16 protein-coding genes are annotated in these 21,588 nt (G+C 69.2%); 8 read left to right on the forward strand and 8 right to left on the reverse strand.

The genetic code is table 11. The annotated features are described in order from the left end of the window. Positions 1–76: 76 nt before the first annotated feature. Positions 77–1,150: a PAC2 family protein gene (locus ACFT9I_RS21125; protein ID WP_382566321.1), complete on the reverse strand. Its 1,074-nt coding sequence runs from the start codon at positions 1,148–1,150 to the stop codon at positions 77–79. 254 nt (positions 1,151–1,404) lie between these two features. Between ACFT9I_RS21125 and ACFT9I_RS21130 the strand changes: the two genes are divergently transcribed. From ACFT9I_RS21130 to ACFT9I_RS21150, 5 genes are read left to right on the forward strand one after another with little or no spacing between them, the layout of a single operon-like run. Beyond that, complete coding sequence (locus tag ACFT9I_RS21130) at positions 1,405–2,724, forward strand: enolase C-terminal domain-like protein (RefSeq protein WP_382566323.1); 1,320 nt, start codon at positions 1,405–1,407, stop codon at positions 2,722–2,724. After that, positions 2,721–3,509, forward strand: a complete 789-nt coding sequence (locus ACFT9I_RS21135) for an SDR family NAD(P)-dependent oxidoreductase (RefSeq protein WP_382566324.1) — start codon at positions 2,721–2,723, stop codon at positions 3,507–3,509. The genes ACFT9I_RS21130 and ACFT9I_RS21135 overlap by 4 nt, the downstream gene beginning before the upstream one ends. A 43-nt stretch (positions 3,510–3,552) precedes the next feature. Further along, positions 3,553–4,626: a sugar ABC transporter substrate-binding protein gene (locus ACFT9I_RS21140; protein WP_382566326.1), complete on the forward strand. Its 1,074-nt coding sequence runs from the start codon at positions 3,553–3,555 to the stop codon at positions 4,624–4,626. A gap of 2 nt (positions 4,627–4,628) precedes the next feature. Next, entirely contained in the window at positions 4,629–6,191 is a 1,563-nt protein-coding gene (locus tag ACFT9I_RS21145; RefSeq protein ID WP_382566327.1) for a sugar ABC transporter ATP-binding protein, read from the forward strand. After that, positions 6,191–7,222 carry an ABC transporter permease gene (locus tag ACFT9I_RS21150; RefSeq protein WP_382566329.1) on the forward strand — a complete coding sequence of 344 codons (1,032 nt, stop codon included), beginning with the start codon at positions 6,191–6,193 and terminating at the stop codon, positions 7,220–7,222. Before ACFT9I_RS21145 ends, ACFT9I_RS21150 begins: the two co-directional genes overlap by 1 nt. A gap of 82 nt (positions 7,223–7,304) precedes the next feature. Here ACFT9I_RS21150 and ACFT9I_RS21155 read toward each other — a convergent pair whose 3' ends face one another. The 5 genes from ACFT9I_RS21155 to ACFT9I_RS21175 form a co-directional block, all read right to left on the reverse strand. Further along, positions 7,305–7,976 carry a FadR/GntR family transcriptional regulator gene (locus tag ACFT9I_RS21155; protein ID WP_382566331.1) on the reverse strand — a complete coding sequence of 224 codons (672 nt, stop codon included), beginning with the start codon at positions 7,974–7,976 and terminating at the stop codon, positions 7,305–7,307. Positions 7,977–8,149: 173 nt separating this feature from the next. Continuing rightward, the gene (locus ACFT9I_RS21160) at positions 8,150–9,763 is read right to left on the reverse strand and encodes an FAD-dependent oxidoreductase (RefSeq protein WP_382566333.1); all 1,614 of its coding nucleotides are present in this window, start codon (positions 9,761–9,763) and stop codon (positions 8,150–8,152) included. Positions 9,764–9,794: 31 nt separating this feature from the next. Continuing rightward, complete coding sequence (glpK, locus tag ACFT9I_RS21165; RefSeq protein WP_382566335.1) at positions 9,795–11,348, reverse strand: glycerol kinase GlpK; 1,554 nt, start codon at positions 11,346–11,348, stop codon at positions 9,795–9,797. A 52-nt stretch (positions 11,349–11,400) separates the two neighbouring features. After that, on the reverse strand, positions 11,401–12,192 hold the full coding sequence (locus ACFT9I_RS21170; protein WP_382566336.1) for an MIP/aquaporin family protein: 792 nt from the start codon (positions 12,190–12,192) through the stop codon (positions 11,401–11,403). 228 nt (positions 12,193–12,420) lie between these two features. Continuing rightward, complete coding sequence (locus ACFT9I_RS21175) at positions 12,421–13,185, reverse strand: IclR family transcriptional regulator (protein WP_382566338.1); 765 nt, start codon at positions 13,183–13,185, stop codon at positions 12,421–12,423. Between the two features lie 221 nt (positions 13,186–13,406). On the opposite strand from ACFT9I_RS21175, the gene metH reads away from it, so the two are divergent. From metH to ACFT9I_RS21190, 3 genes are all read left to right on the forward strand, one after another. After that, a complete protein-coding gene (gene metH, locus ACFT9I_RS21180) occupies positions 13,407–16,916 on the forward strand; it encodes a methionine synthase (protein WP_382566340.1) in 3,510 nt (1,169 codons plus the stop codon). Positions 16,917–17,047: 131 nt separating this feature from the next. Next, a complete protein-coding gene (locus tag ACFT9I_RS21185) occupies positions 17,048–17,749 on the forward strand; it encodes an HAD family hydrolase (RefSeq protein ID WP_382566342.1) in 702 nt (233 codons plus the stop codon). Positions 17,750–18,217: 468 nt separating this feature from the next. After that, positions 18,218–19,822, forward strand: coding sequence for an ABC transporter substrate-binding protein (locus ACFT9I_RS21190; RefSeq protein ID WP_382566344.1), 1,605 nt, complete (start codon positions 18,218–18,220; stop codon positions 19,820–19,822). Positions 19,823–19,914: 92 nt separating this feature from the next. Here the strand turns inward: ACFT9I_RS21190 and ACFT9I_RS21195 are convergent, their stop codons facing one another. Both ACFT9I_RS21195 and ACFT9I_RS21200 read right to left on the reverse strand, forming a co-directional pair. After that, positions 19,915–20,586 carry a response regulator transcription factor gene (locus ACFT9I_RS21195; protein WP_023542799.1) on the reverse strand — a complete coding sequence of 224 codons (672 nt, stop codon included), beginning with the start codon at positions 20,584–20,586 and terminating at the stop codon, positions 19,915–19,917. 83 nt (positions 20,587–20,669) lie between these two features. After that, a complete protein-coding gene (locus ACFT9I_RS21200; RefSeq protein WP_382566345.1) occupies positions 20,670–21,554 on the reverse strand; it encodes a RecB family exonuclease in 885 nt (294 codons plus the stop codon). Positions 21,555–21,588 lie beyond the last annotated feature (34 nt).

Below are 21,588 nucleotides of genomic sequence, written 5' to 3' on the forward strand. Positions count from 1 at the left end.
CAGGGGCCGCACAGTGCGGCCCGTCCGTCGTTTCCGTAGCAACTGCTGAGTCGTAGGCGGTCGTACGCGGTCGGGCTCAGTCGTCCGAGGAATCCTCGTCGTCCCCGCTGCCCGCCCCCGGCTCCCGGTCCGGTCCCGCGCTCGGCCCCGACCCGGACTCGGGCTCCACGCTCGGATCAGGCCCCGGTCGCGGCGCCCGCGGCGGTCTGCCGCGCCCCGGACCCGAACCCGGACCCGACGTGTCGCGCAGATACGTTCCCGAGCCCTCGCCGCTCTCCGTCGCGTGCCCGCCGGGCGCCTGACCGGGACCGCCGTCACGCCGGCGCAGATACCGCTCGAACTCCCGCGCGATGGCCTCGCCCGACGCCTCGGGCAGCTCCGCCGTGTCCCGCGCCTCCTCCAGCGACTGGACGTACTCCGCCACCTCGCTGTCCTCGGCGGCCAGTTGGTCCACCCCGAGCTGCCACGCCCGCGCGTCCTCCGCCAGTTCGCCCAGCGGGATCCGCAGCCCGATCAGATCCTCCAGCCGGTTCAGCAGGGCCAGCGTCGCCTTCGGGTTGGGCGGCTGCGAGACGTAGTGCGGTACGGCGGCCCACAGGCTCACCGCGGGCACCCCCGCGTGCGTGCACGCCTCCTGAAGGATGCCGACGATGCCGGTCGGGCCCTCGTACCGCGTCTCCTCCAGGTCCATCGTCCTGGCCAGGTCCGCGTCCGAGGTCACGCCGCTCACCGGCACCGGGCGCGTGTGCGGGGTGTCGCCGAGCAGCGCGCCCAGGATCACCACCATCTCCACGCCCAGCTCATGGGCGAAGCCCAGGATCTCGTTGCAGAAGGAGCGCCAGCGCATGGACGGTTCGATGCCGCGGACCAGCACCAGGTCACGAGGTTTCTCCCCGCCGACCCGGACCACCGAGAGCCGGGTCGTGGGCCAGACGATCTTCCGTGCTCCGCCGTCCAGCCAGACCGTGGGCCGGTTGACCTGGAAGTCGTAGTAGTCCTCGGCGTCCAGCGCCGCGAACACCTCGCCCTTCCACTCCCGGTCCAGATGCCCGACCGCCGTGGAAGCGGCGTCGCCTGCGTCGTTCCAGCCCTCGAACGCGGCCACCATGACCGGGTCGATCAGCTCGGGTACCCCCTCGAGCTCGATCACCCAGGCCTCCTTCCGAAGTGTTCTCTGAACGTACGGACCAACCTTACGGCTTCTCAGCTACCCGCCCGCAGCCCCCGTGCATGCGCGGGTGAACTTCCACGTCGCTGGGCATGGTGGGGGGTGCCGATCCGGGAATCGGAGAATTCATCCGAGCTGTGACCGTAAATTTCGTTCCGCCACTGGACGTTTACCCGTCAACGACGCTATACATCGGATGACCGAAGAGGTCCGATGTTCTTCTCAGGGGGCGTGCAGTGAGCCAGACCGTCACAGAGTTCGGGGTATCCGACATCCGCTTCCCCACCTCGGAACAGCTCGACGGCTCGGACGCCATGAACCCGGACCCCGACTACTCCGCGGCTTACGTGGTCCTGCGCACCGACGACGGCGCCGAGGGCCACGGTTTCTGCTTCACCATAGGCCGGGGCAACGACGTACTCGCCGCCGCCATCGAGGCCCTGCGCCCGTACGTGGTCGGCCGCCCGGCACCACGTACCGCGGCTGATCTCGCCGCGCTCCACATCGAGTTGACCCATGACTCGCAACTGCGCTGGCTCGGCCCGGAGAAGGGCGTCATGCACATGGCCGCGGGCGCGGTCATCAACGCGGCCTGGGACCTCGCGGCCAAGACCGCGGGCCTGCCCGTCTGGGAGTTCCTGGCCGGAATGACGCCCGAGGAGCTGGTCTCCCTCGTCGACTTCCGCTATCTCACCGACGCCCTCACCCCGGCCGAGGCGCTGGACATCCTGCGCGCCGCCGAGCCCGGCCGCGCCGAGCGCGCCGCCCGGCTGCGCGCCGAGGGCTACCCCGCGTACACCACCTCGCCCGGCTGGCTCGGCTACTCCGACACCAAGCTGGTCACCCTCGCCGAACAGGCCGTCGCCGACGGCTTCGAGCAGATCAAGCTCAAGGTGGGCGGCGACCTGGAGGACGACGTACGGCGGATGAAGCTGGCCCGCGCGGCGGTCGGACCCGACATCCGGATCGCCGTCGACGCCAACCAGCGCTGGGACGTGTCCGAGGCGATCCGCTGGATGACCGCGCTGGCCCCGCACGAGCCGCACTGGATCGAGGAGCCCACCAGCCCCGACGACATCCTCGGCCACGCCGCCGTCCGGGCCGGCCAGCCGGTGAAGGTCGCCACCGGCGAACACGTCGCCAACCGTGTCGTGTTCAAGCAGCTGCTTCAGGCCGAGGCCGTCGACTTCGTCCAGATCGACGCGGCACGCGTCGCCGGCGTCAACGAGAACCTGGCGATCCTGCTCCTCGCCGCCAAGTACGGCAAACCGGTCTGCCCGCACGCCGGCGGAGTCGGCCTGTGCGAACTGGTCCAACATCTGGCGATGTTCGACTACGTTGCCGTCTCGGGCACCCTGGAGGACCGCGTGATCGAGTACGTCGACCACCTCCACGAGCACTTCACCGACCCCGCGGTGATCGACTCGGGCCGGTACGTCGCGCCGGGCGCCCCGGGCTTCTCCGCGCGGATGCGCCCGGAGTCGATCGCCGCGCACCGCTACCCCGAAGGGCCCGTCTGGCAGGCCCGCCGCACCACCGAGGAGATCAGCTCATGACAGCGGCACAGGACACAGGAGACTTCGCGGGCCTGAACGCCCTCGTCACCGGCGGCGCCTCCGGCATCGGCGCGGCCGTCGCGACCCTGCTGCTCGCGCGCGGCGCGCGCGTCGCCGTACTCGACCGCGAGATCGCCTCGGCCCCCGAGGGCACCCTGGCGCTCAAGGCCGACGTCACCGACGACGCCGCCGTCCGCGCGGCGGTCGACGCGGCGGCGGCCGAGTTCGGCGCCCTGCACACCGTCGTCTCCAACGCCGGGATCGGCGCCGTCGGCACGGTCGCCGACAACGACGACGCCGAATGGCTGCGGGTCCTCGACATCAACGTCCTCGGCATGGTCCGCACCGCGCGCCACGCCCTGCCCCATCTGCGACGCGCCGCCGCCGACCGGCCCGGCCACGTCTCGATCACCCACACCTGCTCCATCGCCGCAACGGCGGGGCTGCCGCAACGCGCCCTGTACAGCGCCAGCAAGGGCGCGGTGCAGTCGCTGACCCTCGCGATGGCCGCCGACCACGTACGCGAAGGCATCCGCGTCAACTGCGTCAACCCCGGCACCGCGGACACCCCCTGGGTCGGCCGCCTGCTCGACCAGGCACCCGACCCGGCGGCCGAACGCGCCGCCCTCGAAGCGCGCCAGCCCACGGGACGGCTGGTCGGCGCGGACGAGGTCGCCGCGGCGGTCGCCTATCTCGCCAGCCCCTCCGCAGCCGCCGTCACGGGCACGGCACTCGCGGTAGACGGAGGAATGCAGGGCCTTCGCCTGCGTCCCGCCACCCCCTGAGCCTGTGAGCCTGAGCCGACACTCACCCAAGGACGGACAATCCATGCTGCGACACCCTGTGGGGCGATCCCCACGCACCGCACTGCGTACGAGCGCCGCGGCCTGCGCCGCGCTGCTCGCGGTCACGGCCCTCGCGGGCTGCAACCGTGACTCGGACAGCGGGGACGCCGAAGGCGGCGGCAAGGTCGGCATCGACCTGCCGCGCAGTGACAGCGACTTCTGGAACTCCTACCAGCAGTACATCGAGTCCGGCATCAAGGACGAGGGGGTCGACGCGCTGCCGCTGACCAACTCGCAGAACGACATCGGCAAGGTCGTCTCCAACGTCCAGGCGTTCACCGACCAGGGCGCCAAGGCCGTGGTCATGGCCCCGCAGGACACCGGCGCGATAGCCGAGACGCTGGCCGACCTGAACGAGAAGAAGATCCCCGTCGTCAGCGTGGACACCCGCCCCGACAAGGGCGACATCTACATGGTCGTGCGGGCCGACAACCGCGCGTACGGCGAGAAGGCCTGCGACTACCTCGGCAAGCAGCTGGGCGGCAAGGGCAAGGTCGCCGAGTTCCAGGGCGACCTCGCCTCCATCAACGGCCGTGACCGTTCGGAGGCGTTCAAGAGCTGCATGGACGAGAAGTTCCCGGACATCCAGGTGTTCGAGCTGGCCACCGAGTGGAAGGGCGAGGTGGCGTCCGCCAAGCTCCAGTCCACCCTCGCCGCACACCCGGACCTCAACGGCATCTACATGCAGGCCGGCGGCGTCTTCCTGCAGCCGACGCTCGCCCTCCTGGAGCAGAAGAAGCTCCTCAAGGCGCCGGGGGAGAAGGGCCACATCACGATCATCTCCAACGACGGCATCCCGGAGGAGCTGGACGCGATCCGCGAGGGCAAGATCGACGCCACGATCTCGCAGCCGGCCGACCTGTACGCCAAGTACGCCCTGTACTACGCGAAGGAGGCGCTGGCCGGGAAGACCCCGAAGGAGGGTCCGACCGACCACGACTCCAACATCATCAAGATCCCCAACGGCTACGAGGACCAGCTGCCCGCGCCCCTGGTGACCAAGGAGAACGTGGACGACAAGGCGCTGTGGGCCAACCAGCTGGAGAAGAAGAGCTAGTCATGGACCACCAGGCACCTGCGGCCGGAGCGCCGGCAGCGGCGGTCCCCGCCGTCCACGCGGAGGGCATCGTCAAGCGCTTCGGTCCCACCGTGGCGCTCGACGGTGTCCGGCTGACCGTCGCGCCCGGCGAGTCCCACGCACTCGTCGGGCGCAACGGCGCCGGCAAGTCCACCCTCGTCAGCGTCCTCACCGGACTGCACGAGGCCGACGCGGGCAAGGTGAGCTTCGGCGGCGAGCCGGCGCCCGCCTTCGGCGACATCTCGGCCTGGCAGTCCAAGGTCGCCTGCGTCTACCAGAAGTCGATGGTCGTGCCCGACCTGACCGTCGCCGAGAATCTGTTCCTCAACAACTACGGCCTGGACAAGGGCCGTTCCGGGGCCGGCGGCCGCCTCATCAGCTGGCGCCGGCTCCGGACCCGGGCCGAGGAACTGCTCGCCGAGTACGGCGTCAGCGTCGACCCGAACGCCAGGGCCAAGGATCTCGCCGTCGAGCAGCGGCAGTTCGTGGAGATCGCGCGCGCCCTGTCGTTCGGCGCCCGGCTGATCATCCTCGACGAGCCCACGGCCCAGCTCGACGCCCGCGGCATCGACAGCCTCTTCGAGAAGCTCCGTGACCTCCAGAGCCAGGGGGTGGCGTTCCTCTTCATCTCGCACCACCTCCAGGAGGTGTACGAGCTGTGCAGCACCGTCACCGTCTACCGCGACGCCCGCCATGTGCTGACCGCGCCGGTCGCCGAACTGGCCAAGGCGGACCTCGTGACGGCCATGACGGGTGACGCGGCCGGCTCGGCCGCGGCCTGGCACGCCGCGAACGCGGTGGAGCCGGACCGGACGGTGGAGCCCGTACTGACCACCGAGGGGCTCACCCTGGAGGGCGAGTTCGAACCGCTCGACCTCGAAGTGCGCCCCGGTGAGGTCCTCGGCATCGCCGGGGCCGCGGCCAGCGGCAACACCGCGCTGGGCGAGACCCTGGCCGGCATGCGGAAGGCGACGGCGGGCCGGATCGCGGTACGCGACCGGACGGTGCGACCGGGCAGTGTCCCGCACTCGCTGGACGCCGGGATCGGCTACATCCCCGAGGACCGGCACCTCCAGGGACTCGTACTGAACCGCAGCGTCGCCGAGAACGCCACGCTCACGGTCGCCGACCAGCTCGGCCCGTGGGGGACCGTACTGCCCTCCCGTACCAGGGAGTTCGCCCGGTCCATGATCGCCTCGCTGGACATCAAGACGACGGGTCCCGAGCAGCCGGTCTCGGGCCTGTCCGGCGGCAACCAGCAGAAGGTGGTCGTCGCCAGGGCACTGGCCCGCGCGCCCAGTGTGCTGGTGGCCCTGCGCCCCACGGCGGGCGTCGACGTCAAGTCGAAGGACTCGCTGCTCGGCGTCGTGCGCCGGGTGGCCGACGAAGGAAACGCCGCCGTGATCATCTCGGACGAGCTGGATGATCTGCGGGTCTGTGACCGCGTACTGGCCCTGTTCCACGGGCGAGTGGTGGCAACGTTCGGGAGCGGGTGGACCGACCGGGAACTGGTCGCCGCCATGGAAGGTGTGGGGGAGAGCTGATGACCGAGACGATACGACCTCCGGTGCTCGACAAGGAGCGCGCCGACGACCATCCGCTGAGCCGGCTGAAGCTCATCAGGTGGAGCGACTTCTCGCTCGTGCCGGTGATCCTCGTACTGATGGTGATCGGCTTCATCGTCTCGCCGGTCTTCCTCACCTCCAACAACCTCATCAGCGTCGTCCAGCAGTCGTCCGAACTGAGCCTGCTGGTCCTCGGCCAGGCGCTGATCCTCATCTGCGGCCGGATGGACCTGTCGCTGGAGTCGACCATCGGCATCGCGCCGGTGATCGCCATGTGGATGGTGCTGCCGGAGGAGGGCGGCCGGTTCGCCGGTCTCGGGGTGCTGCCCGAGTGGTCGGCCATCCCGGTGTGTCTGCTGGTCGGACTGATCGTCGGGGTGATCAACGGCTTCCTGATCCTGAAGCTGCGCGTCAACGGGTTCATCGCGACGCTCGGCATGCTCACCATGCTGCGCGGTCTCCAGATCGGCATCACCGAGGGCAAGTCGATCACCGATGTCCCGGAGTCCTTCCGGTACCTCGGCAAGACCGACTGGCTGGGCGCGCCCGCCGCCGTCTGGATCTGTCTGGCGCTGTTCGCCGTCGGCGGCGCGTCGCTCGCCTGGCTGCGGCACGGGCGCTCGCTGTACGCCATCGGCGGCAATCCGGAGGCGGCACGCGCCGCCGGTATCCGGGTCGACCGGATCACCTGGATCGTGCTGGCCATCGGCGGCGTCCTCGCCGCCTTCGCCGGCGTCCTCTACACCGGCCACTACGGCTCCGTCGCCGCCACCCAGGGCAACGGCTGGATCTTCCAGGTCTTCGCCGCCGCCGTGATCGGCGGCATCAGCCTCAAGGGCGGGCGCGGCACGCTCTTCGGCGCGCTGACCGGTGTGCTGACGCTCCAGCTGGTGGTGAACGTGATGACGCTGGGCGGGGTGCCCGCGCTCTGGAACCAGTTCCTGAACGGCGCGATCATCATCGTCGCCCTGGTCATCTCGCGGTTCGCCAGCGGTGAGAAGCAGGACTGACGACCGCGCGCACCACCACGGACACGGGCCTCCCGGGACGGATTCAGCTCCCGGGAGGCCCGCTTTTCGTGTCCGTGCCCCGTCAGAGGGTCGAACGCAGCCACTGCTCCACACTCGCGACATGCACCGTCGCCCACGACCTGGCCGCCTCCGCGTCCCGGTCGCGCAGCGCGGCCAGGATCGCCCGGTGCTCGTGCAGGGTGCGGCTGACCGCGTCCTCCTGGGTCAGCCCACGCCAGACCCGGGCCCGGGTGGTCGGCCCCGACAGCCCGTCGAGCAGCGAGCAGAGCACCGAGTTGCCCGACGCCTGCACGATGCCCCGGTGGAACTCCAGGTCCGAGGCCACCAGCTCCTCCACCGAGGGATCCGCCCCGAGCGCGTCCAACTGCTCGCCCAGCACGTCCAGTTCGGAGTCCTTGATCCGGGAGGCGGCCATCGCCGTCGCGGCCGGTTCCAGGATCCGCCGTACCGCCAGGAACTCCAGCACCGTGTCGTCCCGGTGGAAGTCGACGACGAAACTCAGCGCTTCGAGGAGCAGTTGCGGATCGAGGCTGGTGACGTACGTGCCGTCACCCTGCCGTACGTCCAGAATGCGGATCAGCGACAGGGCGCGTACCGCCTCGCGCAGCGAGTTGCGCGACAGGCCCAGTTCGGCGGCGAGCTCGCTCTCCTTGGGAAGGCGGTCCCCCGGGCGCAGCGCGCCCGAGACGATCATTCCCTTGATCTTCTCGATGGCCTCGTCGGTGACAGCCATGGGCGACCTCCATACATCCGATGTATCGGCCTCCATTATGCGTCTCCGCGCGCGCCCGGCGCCCCGTTCCACCGGAGTTCTCCAAGATCGGCGGCGCCGGGGGCGGTGCGTCCGACCCCGGCGCCGTTTCGGAACTTGATTCGAGGCGTGAACACGGCCAGTTGTCCGTGGCGTCAGTCGTGCCGCTTGGCCAGCAGTTCCTCGACCCGGGCCCGGACCGCGTCCGTGGCGAGCCCCCGGATCGTCAGCGTCGTACGGCGCCGCAGCACGTCGTCCGCGGTCTCCGCCCACTCGTGGTCGCGCGCGTACACGACCTGCGCCCAGATCTCCGGGGCGTCCGGGTGGATCCGCTCGCCCAGCTCGGGCCGCTCGTACGCCAGGCGCGCGATGTCGAACGCCAACGACCCGTAGTGCCGGGCCAGATGGTGGGCGGTGTCGCGGGCCATGCCGTCGCCGTGCGCGCCGCCGTCGATCAGCAGCCGGTGCTCCACCGCGTGCGGATTGGCGATACCGGGCAGCGGCAGCATCTTCGGCAGCCGCGACGTGGGCTCGATGTCGGAGCCGAGCGGCCGGCCCGGCAGGGTCTCCAGCTTGTCCAGCACGGTGCGGCCGATGTGGCGGAACGTCGTCCACTTGCCGCCCGCCACCGACAGCATGCCGCCGCTGCCCTCGGTGACGACCGTCTCCCGCTTGGCGGTTGACGTGTCACCGGGACCGCCGGGCAGTACCCGCAGACCGGCGAACGAGTAGGTGATCAGGTCACGTGAGAGCTGCTGGTCCCGCACGGACAGCGACGCCTCGTCCAGGATCTGGTGGATGTCCGCGTCGTTGACCGCCACATCCGCCGGGTCGCCCTCGTACACCTCGTCCGTCGTGCCGAGCAGCAGCATGTCCTCCCAGGGGAGGGCGAAGGTGATGCGGTACTTGTCGATCGGCGTCGCGAGCGCCGCGTTCCACGGGGCGGTGCGCTTCAGTACGAGGTGCGCGCCCTTGGAGAGCCGGATGGACGGCTCGGACCTCGGGTCCTCCAGCTTGCGCAGATGGTCGACCCAGGGACCGGTGGCGTTCAGTACGAGCCGGGCGTCGACCCCGAACTCCGTACCGTCCATACCGTCCTTGAGGTCGGCGCCCGTCACCCGCCCGCCGGTGAACCGCAGTCCGGTCACCTCGGCGTGGTTGAGGACGGCGGCGCCCGACTCGACGGCCGCGCGGACCGTCATGACGGCCATCCGCGCGTCGTTCATCTGGTCGTCGCCGTACACGGCCACGGCCCGCAGATTGTCCGTCCGCAGCTCCGGCACCGCGCGCCGCGCCTTGGCCGGGCTCAGCAGATGACCGACGCCGTCGCCGAAGGCGGACAGCGCCGAGTACGCGAAGACACCGGCGCCCAGCTTGGCCGCGCTGTGCGGCCCGTTCTTGTAGACGGGCAGATAGAAGGTGAGCGGGTTCGCCAGATGCGGCGCCACGCGGCGGGAGACCGCGCGGCGCTCGAAGTGGTTCTCGGCGACCAGCTTCACCTCACCGGTCTGCAGATAGCGCAGACCGCCGTGGAGCAGCTTGGAGGAGGCGGAGGAGGTGGCGCCCGCGAAGTCGCCACCGTCCACCAGGGCCACCCGCAGTCCCGACTGGGAGGCGTGCCAGGCGGTGGAGATGCCCAGGATGCCGCCACCGATGACCAGCAGGTCGTAGGTGGCGCGGGACAGCTGCTCCCGGGTCTCGGCACGGCTCGGGAGGGAGCCGCCGGCCGGATGCGTGCCCAGGGCGGGACCGCTGTGAAGGGTGGTCATGGTGTCTCCTTGCTCGGACGAAACGCTCGGGTCAGCTCTCGTCGTCGTCGTCCACCCAGGCCTTGGTGCGGTCCACGGCCTTGAGCCAGTTCTTGTACTCGCGGTCGCGCTTCGCGGCGTCCATGTCCGGCGTCCACTCGGCGGCGCGGCGCCAGTTGGCCCGCAGGGCGTCGGTGTCCGGCCAGAAGCCGACCGCGAGCCCGGCGGCGTAGGCGGCGCCCAGACAGGTGGTCTCGGCGACCATCGGCCGTACGACGGGGGCGTCCAGGACGTTGGAGAGCGTCTGCATCAGCAGGTTGTTGGCGGTCATGCCGCCGTCGACCTTGAGGGACGTCAGCTCCACCTTGGAGTCCTTGGTCATCGCGTCGCTGATCTCACGGGTCTGCCAGGCCGTGGCCTCCAGCACCGCGCGGGCGATGTGCGCCTTGGTGACGTAGCCGGTGAGACCGGCGATCACGCCGCGGGCGGCCGAGTCCCAGTGGGGAGCGAACAGCCCGGAGAAGGCCGGCACGAAGTACGCGCCGCCGTTGTCCTCCACCGAGGAGGCCAGCGTCTCGATCTCGGGCGCGGTCTTGATCAGCCCCATCTGGTCGCGCATCCACTGCACGAGGGCGCCGGTGACGGCGATGGAGCCCTCCAGCGCGTACACCGCGGGCTGGTCCCCGATGCGGTAACCGACCGTGGTCAGCAGCCCGTTGTAGGAGTTGATGGGCTTGTGGGCGGTGTTCATCAGCATGAACGTGCCGGTGCCGTACGTCGACTTGGCCTCACCCTCGGCGAAACAGCACTGGCCGAACAGGGCCGCCTGCTGGTCACCGAGCGCCGAGGCGACCGGGATCCCGTCCAGCGGTCCGCCCTTGGCCGCCCCGTACACCTCGGACGAGGAGCGGATCTCCGGCAGCATGGCCATCGGGACGCCGATCGAGTTGCAGATCTTCGGGTCCCACTGGAGCGTGTCGAGGCGCATCAGCATCGTGCGGGAGGCGTTGGTGACGTCGGTGACGTGCACGCCGCCGTCGACGCCGCCGGTCAGATTCCAGATCACCCAGGAATCCATGGTGCCGAAGAGGATGTCGCCGCTCTCGGCGCGCTCGCGCAGGCCGTCGACGTTGTCCAGCAGCCAGCGGGCCTTCGGTCCGGCGAAGTAGGTCGCCAGCGGCAGTCCGGTGTCCCGGCGGAACCGGTCCTGGCCGACGTTGCGGCCCAGTTCCCTCACGAGCCCGCTGGTGCGGGTGTCCTGCCAGACGATGGCGTTGTGGACGGGCTCACCCGTCTTCTTGTCCCAGAGCATGGTGGTCTCGCGCTGGTTGGTGATCCCGATCGCCAGCACGTCGGCCTTGGTGATGCCGGCCTTCTCGATGGCGTTCGCCACGACTTCCTGGACGTTGGTCCAGATCTCCTTGGCGTCGTGTTCGACCCAGCCCGGCTTGGGGAAGATCTGCTGGTGTTCCTTCTGGTCGACGGCGACGATGCGCCCGTCGACGTCGAAGACGATGCAACGGCTGGACGTCGTGCCCTGGTCGATGGCCGCGATGAACGGTCCCGTTCCGTGGGAGGAAGTCCCGGTGCTCTGTGCGTCACTCACGGTGTCTGCTCCTGCTCGGTGCGGAGGGCGGAGGAAGGCGGGGGCCGGAGGCTTACTTGAAGGCCCAGTTGTAGAGACCGGCCGCGGCCGCGCCGCCGATCAGCGGGGCGACGACGGGGACCCAGGCGTACGTCCAGTCGGAGCCGCCCTTGTTGGGCAGCGGCAGCAGCTGGTGGACGATACGGGGGCCGAGGTCACGCGCCGGGTTGATGGCGTAACCGGTGGGGCCACCGAGCGAGAAACCGATGCCGGCGACGACCAGTGCGGTGATCAGCACGCCGAGGATGCCCAGGCCGTTGCCCGCGTCGTTCAGTCCCTGGGTGAGGATCGCGATCACCAGGACGAAGGTGGCGATGATCTCGGTGAGCACGTTCTGCACGTAGTGCCGGATCTCCGGGCCCGTCGAGAAGATACCGAGGACCGGGCCCGCCTTCGGCGCCGTCTTCTGGTCGACCAGACCTTCGATCGACGGCTGCTGCGCAAGGATCTCCGGGTCGGTCAGATGGGCCTTGAACTGCCCCATGTACGACACCCAGACGAGGAAGGCGCCGATGATGGCGCCGAGCATCTGGCTGGCCCAGTAGAGGGGGAGGTCGCCCCACTTGGTCGTGCCCGAGATCGCCAGACCGAGGGTGACCGCGGGGTTCAGGTGCGCGCCGGAGACGCCCGCGGCGAGATAGGCGCCGGTGAGCACGGCGAAGCCCCACCCGAAGCTGATGGCGACCCAGCCCGCGGCGTGCGATTTCGAGCGCTTGAGGACGACGCCCGCGACCACGCCGCCACCGAGCAGCAGCAGAAGCGCGGTACCCACGGTCTCGCCGATGAAGATGTCGAAGTGAGACACCCGAAGACTCCTTCGTCCAGGGGAAGGCGGACCGGCGGCTCGCACCGACGGTCCGCGCCCTCAGATGAGGGCATTGCCGGCCCTTGGCGTTGTCGTGCACACAGGATGACCCGTCGATCAGTGTTCGACAATGCCGACCGTTGAACGGCAGTGTCATCCCGTGCGAGAGGCGTCGTCAAGGGCTCCGTAGCCGGAACCTTGTTCTCCTCAGATCATCGGCCATGCGGCTCAGAACCGCCCGGCGCCGACATCCCTGGACACCGAACGGGCACATTCGCGCACCGCCGTGATCAGCTCCGGACGGACCTCGCCGTCCTCGCACAGCCGTTCCACCGCGCCGGTGAGAGCGATGGCTCCCACCGGCATTCGGCGCCTGTCGTGGATCGGCGCGGCCACCGCGGCCACCCCGTCCCAGGTCTCCTCGACGTCCGTCGCCCACCCCCGAGCCCTGGTCAGTTCAAGAATCGCCTCGAATTGCTCCAGATCGGTGACGGTGCGCGAAGTGAGCCGCTCGCGGGTGCCTCTGACGGCCTCACCACGGGCCACCGGGTCGTACGCCGCGAGCACCTTCCCCAGGGCCGTGGAGTGCAGCGGCTGCATCGCGCCCACTTCGAGGACCTGCCGGCTGTCGTCCGGCCGGAAGACGTGGTGCACGATCAGGACGCCCTCCAGGTGCAGCACCCCCAGATGGACACTCTCGCCGCTGGACCGCGCCAGATCGTCCGTCCACACCAGGGCGCGGGACCGCAGTTCGTGGACGTCCAGATAGCTGTTGCCGAGCCGCAGCAGCTCGGCCCCCAGCTGATAGCGGCCGGAGGCGGCGTCCTGCTCCACGAAGCCCTCCTCCTGGAGGGTGCGCAGAATGCCGTGGGCCGTGCCCTTGGCCAGACCGAGCGAGGAGGAGATGTCGGACAGGCCGAGCCTGCGCTCGCCGCCCGCGAGGAGCCGCAGTACCGCCGCCGCGCGCTGGAGAGACTGGATACTCTTCGCCATCGGCCGGACCTCCGTTACGCAGTCGTTCGACAATGCTGAACATTATCGGTCCATGCCGACTCGCCGTTACGGACGACCAATTCCTCCCGGCCGCAGAGGGCGGAGAAGTCCGCCCCGTGAAACACAACGCCGTGCGGAGCCGGGCACCGCTACCCTGGCCGGGTGCCCCTTCCACCGGAAGGCGCAAAGCCGACAGCCGTCGCATCCCCGGGAGTATTTTCATGGCCCCGTCCTCCAGCATTTCCGCCGACAGCCGGACCCGAATCGAAGCGCTGCGCGAGGCGCTCGCCACCCGTGTGGTGGTGGCCGACGGGGCGATGGGCACCATGCTCCAGGCGCAGGACCCGACCATGGAGGACTTCCAGGACCTGGAAGGCTGCAACGAGATCCTCAATGTGACCCGCCCGGACATCGTGCGCTCGGTCCATGAGGAGTACTTCGCCGTCGGTGTCGACTGCGTGGAGACGAACACCTTCGGTACGAACTTCGCGGCGCTGGCCGAGTACGACATTCCCGAGCGCGTCTTCGAGCTGTCGGAGGCGGGAGCCCGTATCGCCCGCGAGGTCGCGGACGAGTTCACGGCGTCGACGGGGCAGCAGCGGTGGGTGCTCGGCTCGATGGGGCCGGGCACGAAGCTGCCGACGCTCGGGCACGTGGACTATGTGACGCTGCGCGACGCCTATCAGCGCAACGCCGAGGGCATGATCGCCGGCGGCGCGGACGCGCTGCTGGTGGAGACGACACAGGACCTCCTCCAGACGAAGGCCGCGATCCTCGGCGCCCGCCGGGCTCTCGACGCCACGGGCACGAAGCTGCCGATCATCTGCTCGGTGACCGTCGAGACGACGGGGACGATGTTGCTGGGGTCGGAGATCGGTGCGGCGCTGACGGCGCTGGAGCCGTTGGGGATCGACATGATCGGTCTGAACTGCGCCACGGGCCCGGCGGAGATGAGCGAGCACCTGCGCTATCTGGCCCGCCACTCCCGTATCCCCATCTCCTGCATGCCGAACGCCGGGCTGCCCGTCCTCGGCAAGGACGGGGCGCACTATCCGCTGTCCGCGGGTGAACTCGCCGACGCGCAGGAGAGTTTCGTACGCGACTACGGGTTGTCGTTGGTCGGCGGCTGCTGCGGTACGACTCCGGAACATCTGCGCCAGGTGGTGGAGCGGGTGCGGGGTGCGGCCGTGACGGAGCGGGTGCCGCAGCCCGAGCCGGGGGCCGCGTCGTTGTACCAGAGCGTGCCGTTCCGCCAGGACACGTCGTATCTGGCGATCGGGGAGCGGACCAACGCCAACGGGTCGAAGAAGTTCCGCGAGGCGATGCTGGAAGGCCGCTGGGACGACTGCGTCGAGATGGCGCGGGGCCAGATCCGCGAGGGCGCGCATCTGCTGGACCTCTGTGTCGACTACGTCGGCCGTGACGGCGTCGCCGACATGGCGGAGCTGGCCGGCCGCTTCGCCACCGCCTCCACCCTCCCCATCGTGCTGGACTCCACCGAACTCCCCGTCCTGCGGGCCGGGTTGGAGAAGCTGGGCGGGCGTGCGGTCATCAACTCCGTCAACTACGAGGACGGCGACGGCCCGGAGTCACGGTTCACGAAGGTGACCGAGCTGGCCGTGGAGCACGGTGCGGCGCTGATCGCTCTCACCATCGACGAGGAGGGTCAGGCCCGTACTCCCGAGCACAAGGTCGCCATCGCCGAGCGGCTGATCGCGGACCTGACGGGCAACTGGGGGGTTCACGAGTCGGACATCCTCATCGACACCCTGACCTTCACCATCTGCACGGGCCAGGAGGAGTCGCGGAAGGACGGGATCGCGACGATCGAGGCGATCCGGCAGCTGAAGCAGCGCCACCCCGACGTACAGACCACGCTCGGCCTGTCGAACATCTCCTTCGGCCTCAACCCCGCCGCGCGCATCGTCCTCAACTCGGTGTTCCTGGACGAGTGTGTGAAGGCCGGACTCGACTCCGCGATCGTGCACGCGTCGAAGATCCTGCCGATCGCCCGGCTGGACGAGGAGCAGGTCAAGACGGCACTCGACCTGATCTACGACCGGCGCGAAGAAGGCTACGACCCCCTCCAGAAGCTGATGGAGCTGTTCGAGGGCGTCAACACCAAGTCGATGAAGGACGGCCGCGCCGAGGAGCTGCTGGCGCTGCCGCTGGACGAGCGTCTTGAGCGGCGCATCATCGACGGTGAGAAGAAGGGCCTGGAGGACGACCTCACCGCGGCCCTGGAGACCCGCCCCGCGCTGGCGATCGTCAACGACACCCTGCTGAACGGCATGAAGGTCGTCGGTGAGCTGTTCGGCTCCGGTCAGATGCAGCTGCCGTTCGTGCTCCAGTCCGCGGAGGTCATGAAGACGGCGGTGGCGTTCCTGGAGCCGCACATGGAGAAGACCGACGACGACGGCAAGGGCACCATCGTCCTGGCCACCGTGCGGGGCGATGTCCACGACATCGGCAAGAACCTCGTCGACATCATCCTCTCCAACAACGGCTACACCGTGGTCAACCTCGGTATCAAGCAGCCCGTCTCCGCGATCCTCGAAGCCGCCGAGGAGCACCGGGCGGATGTGATCGGGATGTCGGGGCTGCTGGTGAAGTCGACGGTGATCATGAAGGAGAACCTTCAGGAGCTGAACCAGCGCAAGATGGCCGCCGACTTCCCGGTCATCCTCGGCGGCGCGGCCCTCACCCGCGCCTATGTGGAGCAGGACCTGCACGAGATCTACGAGGGCGAGGTCCGCTACGCGCGCGACGCCTTCGAGGGGCTGCGGCTGATGGACGCGCTGATCGGTATCAAGCGCGGCGTCCCCGGAGCCGTACTGCCGGAGCTGAAGCAGCGCCGCGTCAAGCCCGCCGCCACGGCCGTCATCGAGGAGCGCCCCGAGGAGGGCGCGGCCCGCTCCGACGTGTCGGTCACCAACCCCGTTCCGGAGCCGCCGTTCTGGGGCACCCGCGTGATCAAGGGCATCCAGCTCAAGGAGTACGCGTCGTGGCTGGACGAGGGTGCGTTGTTCAAGGGGCAGTGGGGGCTGAAGGAGGCCCGCAAGGGCGGGCCGACGTACGAGGAGCTGGTGGAGTCGGAGGGCCGGCCGCATCTGCGGGGCTGGCTGGAGAAGCTCCAGACCCAGAACCTCCTGGAGGCCGCCGTGGTCTACGGCTACTTCCCCTGTGTCTCCAAGGGCGACGACCTGATCCTGCTCGGTGAGGACGGCTCGGAGCGGACCCGCTTCACCTTCCCCCGCCAGCGCCGGGGCCGGCGGCTCTGCCTGGCGGACTTCTTCCGCCCCGAGGAGTCCGGCGAGACCGACGTCGTCGGTCTGCAGGTCGTCACGGTCGGATCGAAGATCGGCGGCGCGACCGCCGAACTCTTCGAGAAGAACGCCTACCGCGACTACCTCGAACTCCACGGCCTCTCCGTCCAGCTCGCCGAAGCCCTCGCCGAGTACTGGCACGCCCGCGTCCGCTCCGAACTCGGCTTCGCGGGCGAGGACCCGTCCGAGGTCGAGGACATGTTCGCCCTGAAGTACCGGGGCGCGCGTTTCTCGCTCGGTTACGGCGCCTGCCCCAACCTGGAGGACCGCGCGAAGATCGCCGACCTCCTGGAGCCCGGCCGGATCGGTGTCGAACTCTCCGAGGAGTTCCAGCTCCACCCCGAGCAGTCCACCGACGCCATCGTCATCCACCACCCGGAGGCGAAGTACTTCAACGCCCGATAAGGCGCTGACCGCGCGCTTTGCGTGGACGAGTCGTACACTGGTCGGTCCAGTGCAGGCCGGTTTCCGGACCCGACGGGTTTTCCCGTCGGACAAGGCGACCGGCCTTCTCGTCCCTCTCGGAGGTGTGCCGGATGACCAGTACGGTTCCCGCGTCCATGACCCGTACGGCCGAAGGATCAGCCCTTCAGGCCGTTCTGCTCGACATGGACGGCACCCTGGTCGACACCGAGGGCTTCTGGTGGGACACGGAGGTCGCGGTCTTCAAGGACCTCGGCCACGCCCTGGACGACGCCTGGCGCGACGTGGTCGTCGGCGGGCCGATGACCAGGAGCGCCGGCTATCTCATCGAGGCCACCGGCGCCGACATCACCCTCGCCGAGCTGACCGTGCTGCTCAACGACCGTTTCGAGGAGCGCATCGGGTCCGACGTGCCGCTGATGCCGGGAGCCGCCAGGCTCCTCGCCGAGCTGGCCCACCACGGCGTTCCCACGGCCCTGGTCTCCGCGTCCCACCGGCGCATCATCGACCGCGTGCTGGAGTCCGTCGGACACCACCACTTCGGCCTCACCGTGGCCGGGGACGAGGTGCTGAACACCAAGCCGCACCCCGACCCCTATCTGCTGGCCGCGAGCGGGCTGAGCGCCGCCCCGTCCAGATGCGCCGTCATCGAGGACACGGCGACCGGCGTCGCGTCCGCCGAGGCCGCGGGGTGCCGGGTGGTGGCCGTACCGTCCGTCGCGCCCATCGCCGCCGCCGCGGGACGGGTGATCGTGAACTCTCTCGAAGAGGTCGACCTGGTATTCCTGCGTGGTCTGATGACGCACAAGCACTGATTGCTATACAGAGCGTGGCCCCTGAAATTATCGAAAGTCGGCAGGCATATGCGGTAAGCGCTTACTGGGGCCGTTCGTTGATCATTTAGGCCGTGATCGTGACGGTCGGCGGTAAATGCGCGTGACCTTTGTCACTCTCCGCGCAGTCGCCGAGGGTGACCGAGCCCGTTCCGCACTCAAGGCCCGCCCGTTCGCCGCGCCGAATCGGGCGCCCATGTGTCCATATTTATGGCCTGATGTGCGAATCATTCTGGCGGGCCGATACCGCTTCACGGGAATTGCTGATCACTTTGCGATTACGCCCGAAGTAGGCCCGGTTCATAAGATCCGCACCTGCCGACTAACCTCATCGCGAGAACTTCGCCACACGTTCGCCGCCTCAACGGTGTGTTCCGACGGTCAATCACGTCGCGAAATTCTCAACCACCGTTGTATCGCAGGGTGTTCGGATGAGGGAGTACGTCCAGGATGAAGCGCAAGAGTCTCGTGCTGCCCGTGGTGGCCGGTCTGCTCGCCCCGGTGCTCGCCGCCTGCGGCGGCTCGGACGGCTCGTCCGGCAGTGGTGACGCCATCGTCGTGGGCACGACTGACCAGTTCACCGCCACCAAGGAGTCGCCGGCGCCCTTCGACCCGGCGTTCGCGTACGACACCGGCTCCTGGAACATCCTGCGCCAGTCCCTGCAGACACTGATGCACATCCCGCGCGGCGGCGGCGCCCCGGTCCCCGAGGCCGCGTCCAACTGCCGGTTCTCCGACAACCAGAACGAGAGCTACCGCTGCGGGCTGCGCGACGGGCTGAAGTTCTCCGGCGGCGCCGACGTCACCTCGGAGGACGTGAAGTTCTCCATCGAGCGCGTGCTCGACATCAACTCCGAGGCCGGCGCGGTGGGCCTGCTCACGAACATCGACACGATCGAGACGCCCAGCGACTCCGAGATCATCTTCCACCTCAAGACCCCCGACGCCACGTTCCCGTACAAGCTCTCGACGCCCATCGCCGGCATCGTCGACCCCGAGTCGTACGACGGCAAGAAGCTCCGCGACGGCTTCGACGTGAACGGCACGGGGCCGTACAACTTCAAGGCCGAGGTGAAGGACGACCGGATCGTCAAGGCCGTCTTCACCAAGAACGACTCGTACAAGGGCGACCTCAAGCTCCGCAACACCAAGGTCGAGCTGCGCTCGTACCCCGACGCCGCCGCCATGGGCAAGGCGCTCGACTCCGGCGAGATCGACGTCATGGCCCGCACCATGTCGCCCGGTCAGATCGAGGAGATGTCCGCGAAGCCCAAGGACAGCGTCGAACTCACCGAGATGCCAGGACTGGAGATCCGCTATCTCGGCTTCGACACCGACGAGCCCGCGGTGAAGGAGAAGGCCGTACGCCAGGCCGTCGCCTCCCTCGTGGACCGCGGCCAGATCGCCTCCGAGGTGTACGGCTCCACCGCCGAGCCGCTCTACTCGCTCATCCCGGCGACCGTCACGGCGCACACCAACTCGTTCTTCAACAAGTACGGCGAGCCCAACCGGGCCGAGGCCGAAAAGCTCCTCGACGACGCCGGTGTCGAGACGCCGGTGAAGTTCACCCTGAACTACACCACCGACCACTACGGCGAGGCCACGGCCAAGGAGTTCGAGACGCTCCAGAAGCAGCTCAACTCCAGCGGCCTCTTCCAGGTCGACACAAAGGGCACCGAGTGGTCGAAGTTCCGGCCCGCCCAGACGCGCGGTGACTACGCCGTCTACGGCATGGGCTGGTTCCCCGACTTCCCCGACCCGGACAACTACATCGCGCCGTTCCTCGACAAGGACAACTTCCTCAACGCGCCGTACGCCAACAAGGAGATCATCGGGAGCCTGATCCCCGAGTCGCGCAGCGAGGCCGAGCGCAGCGCCGCAGCCAAGGCCTTCGCGCAGATGCAGGACATCGTCGCCGAGGACGTGCCGGTGCTGCCCCTCTGGCAGGGCAAGCAGTACGTCGCAGCCGCCGACGACATCTCCGGCGTCGAGTGGGCCCTCAACCCCTCGGGCGAACTGCTGCTCTGGGAGCTGGGCACCGGCAGCGCCGTCTGACCAGCCGCACACACAACCTGTACGAGAGAGGTCCCCGGCATCACATCGATGCCGGGGACCTCTCTCGTACACACTGTCGGGCCGTGTCGGCCTCACTGGGCGCCGGGGCGCACCAGACCACTCTCGTACGCGTACACGGCCGCCTGCACGCGGTCGCGCAGGCTCAGCTTCGTGAGCACATGACCCACATGCGTCTTGACCGTGGTCTCGCTGACGAAGAGGTCCGCCGCGATCTCCGCGTTGGACAGTCCGCGCGCCACCAGCTTGAGCACCTCGACCTCGCGCTCCGTCAGTGTGTGCAGGGTGTCCGGCACCTGCTCGTCACCCGACGGCAGATGGTCCGCGTACTTGTCGAGAAGCCTGCGGGTGATGCTCGGCGCCAGCATCGCCTCACCGGCGGCCACCACCCGGATCGCCTGCACCAACTCGTTCGCGGGCGCGTCCTTGAGCAGAAAGCCGCTGGCCCCGGCACGCAGCGCCTCCACCACGTACTCGTCCAGGTCGAAGGTGGTCAGCACCAGCACCTTCGCCGGGCCGTCCTTGCCGGGACCGGTGATCTGGCGGGTCGCCTCGACCCCGTCCATGCGCGGCATACGGATGTCCATCAGCACGACGTCGGGCTGGAGCGCCCGGACCTGGTCGATGGCCTGGAGGCCGTCCCCGGCCTCGCCGACGACCGCGATGTCCTGCTCGGCCTCCAGGATCATCCGGAAGCCGGTGCGCAACAGTGGCTGGTCATCGACCAGTAGGACGCGGATCGCCACGGGAACTCCTTCGATGGGACTGATCCCGGTCCATTCTGCCTTGAGTGTCCGGCCACGACGGCGGCGGGCACGCGCCGCCCTCGCTAAACCCCCTGAGCGGGCTCCACGGACACGACCGCCTCCGCGACGGGAACCGGCTCCGCGCCCTGCGCCGGCGGCACCGTCAGCGGATACACCGGCGGCGTCCCGCCGAACTCCGGACACACCGCCTGGTGGTCGCACCAGCCGCACAGCTTCGTCGGCCGGGGCCGCCAGTCGCCCGTCTCCGTCGCCTGCCTGATCGCGTCCCACAGCGCCAGCAGCTTGCGCTCGATCCGCTCCAGGTCGGCCTCCACCGGGTCGTACGTCATGACGTCGCCACTGCCCAGATAGACCAGCTGGAGCCGCCGCGGCACCACCCGCTTCAGCCGCCAGATCACCAGGGCGTAGAACTTCATCTGGAACAGCGCCCCCTCCGCGTACTCCGGCCGCGGCGCCTTGCCCGTCTTGTAGTCGACGATCCGCACCTCGCCCGACGGCGCCACATCCACCCGGTCGATCACCCCGCGCAGCCGCAGCCCCGACTCCAGCTCCGTCTCCACGAACAGCTCACGCTCGGCCGGCTCGAGACGCGTCGGATCCTCCAGCGAGAACCACCGCTCGACCAGCCCCTCCGCCTCCGACAGCCAGCGCGTCAGCCGCTCACCGCCCTCGTCCCCCGCGAACAGCTCCCCCAGCTCCGGCCTCGACTCCAACAGCCGGTCCCACTGCCCGGGAACCATCGACCTCGCCCGCGGCGCCGTACGCTCGACAGCGGGGTCGTCGAACAGCCTCTCCAGCACCGCGTGCACCAGCGTCCCGCGCGTCGCCGCCTCGCTCGGCTTCTCCGGCAGCTTGTCGATCACCCGGAACCGGTACAGCAGAGGGCACTGCATGAAGTCGCTCGCACGCGACGGTGACAGCGAAGTGGGCTGCTGACTCGTACTCATGACGCAGACCCTACGGCCCGCCACTGACAGCGAG

The organism is Streptomyces sp. NPDC057137 (genome assembly GCF_042670825.1).
Lineage (GTDB): Bacteria > Actinomycetota > Actinomycetes > Streptomycetales > Streptomycetaceae > Streptomyces.

Bases quoted from the DNA above. Each gene is read 5' to 3' on its own strand.
- ACFT9I_RS21155 (WP_382566331.1), bottom strand. From the start codon at position 7,976: ATGGCTGTCACCGACGAGGCCATCGAGAAGATCAAGGGAATGATCGTC.
- ACFT9I_RS21145 (WP_382566327.1), top strand. From the start codon at position 4,629: ATGGACCACCAGGCACCTGCGGCCGGAGCGCCGGCAGCGGCGGTCCCC.
- ACFT9I_RS21185 (WP_382566342.1), top strand. From the start codon at position 17,048: ATGACCAGTACGGTTCCCGCGTCCATGACCCGTACGGCCGAAGGATCA.
- ACFT9I_RS21160 (WP_382566333.1), bottom strand. From the start codon at position 9,763: ATGACCACCCTTCACAGCGGTCCCGCCCTGGGCACGCATCCGGCCGGC.
- ACFT9I_RS21175 (WP_382566338.1), bottom strand. From the start codon at position 13,185: ATGGCGAAGAGTATCCAGTCTCTCCAGCGCGCGGCGGCGGTACTGCGG.
- ACFT9I_RS21190 (WP_382566344.1), top strand. From the start codon at position 18,218: ATGAAGCGCAAGAGTCTCGTGCTGCCCGTGGTGGCCGGTCTGCTCGCC.
- ACFT9I_RS21135 (WP_382566324.1), top strand. From the start codon at position 2,721: ATGACAGCGGCACAGGACACAGGAGACTTCGCGGGCCTGAACGCCCTC.
- ACFT9I_RS21150 (WP_382566329.1), top strand. From the start codon at position 6,191: ATGACCGAGACGATACGACCTCCGGTGCTCGACAAGGAGCGCGCCGAC.
- metH (WP_382566340.1), top strand. From the start codon at position 13,407: ATGGCCCCGTCCTCCAGCATTTCCGCCGACAGCCGGACCCGAATCGAA.
- ACFT9I_RS21140 (WP_382566326.1), top strand. From the start codon at position 3,553: ATGCTGCGACACCCTGTGGGGCGATCCCCACGCACCGCACTGCGTACG.
- ACFT9I_RS21200 (WP_382566345.1), bottom strand. From the start codon at position 21,554: ATGAGTACGAGTCAGCAGCCCACTTCGCTGTCACCGTCGCGTGCGAGC.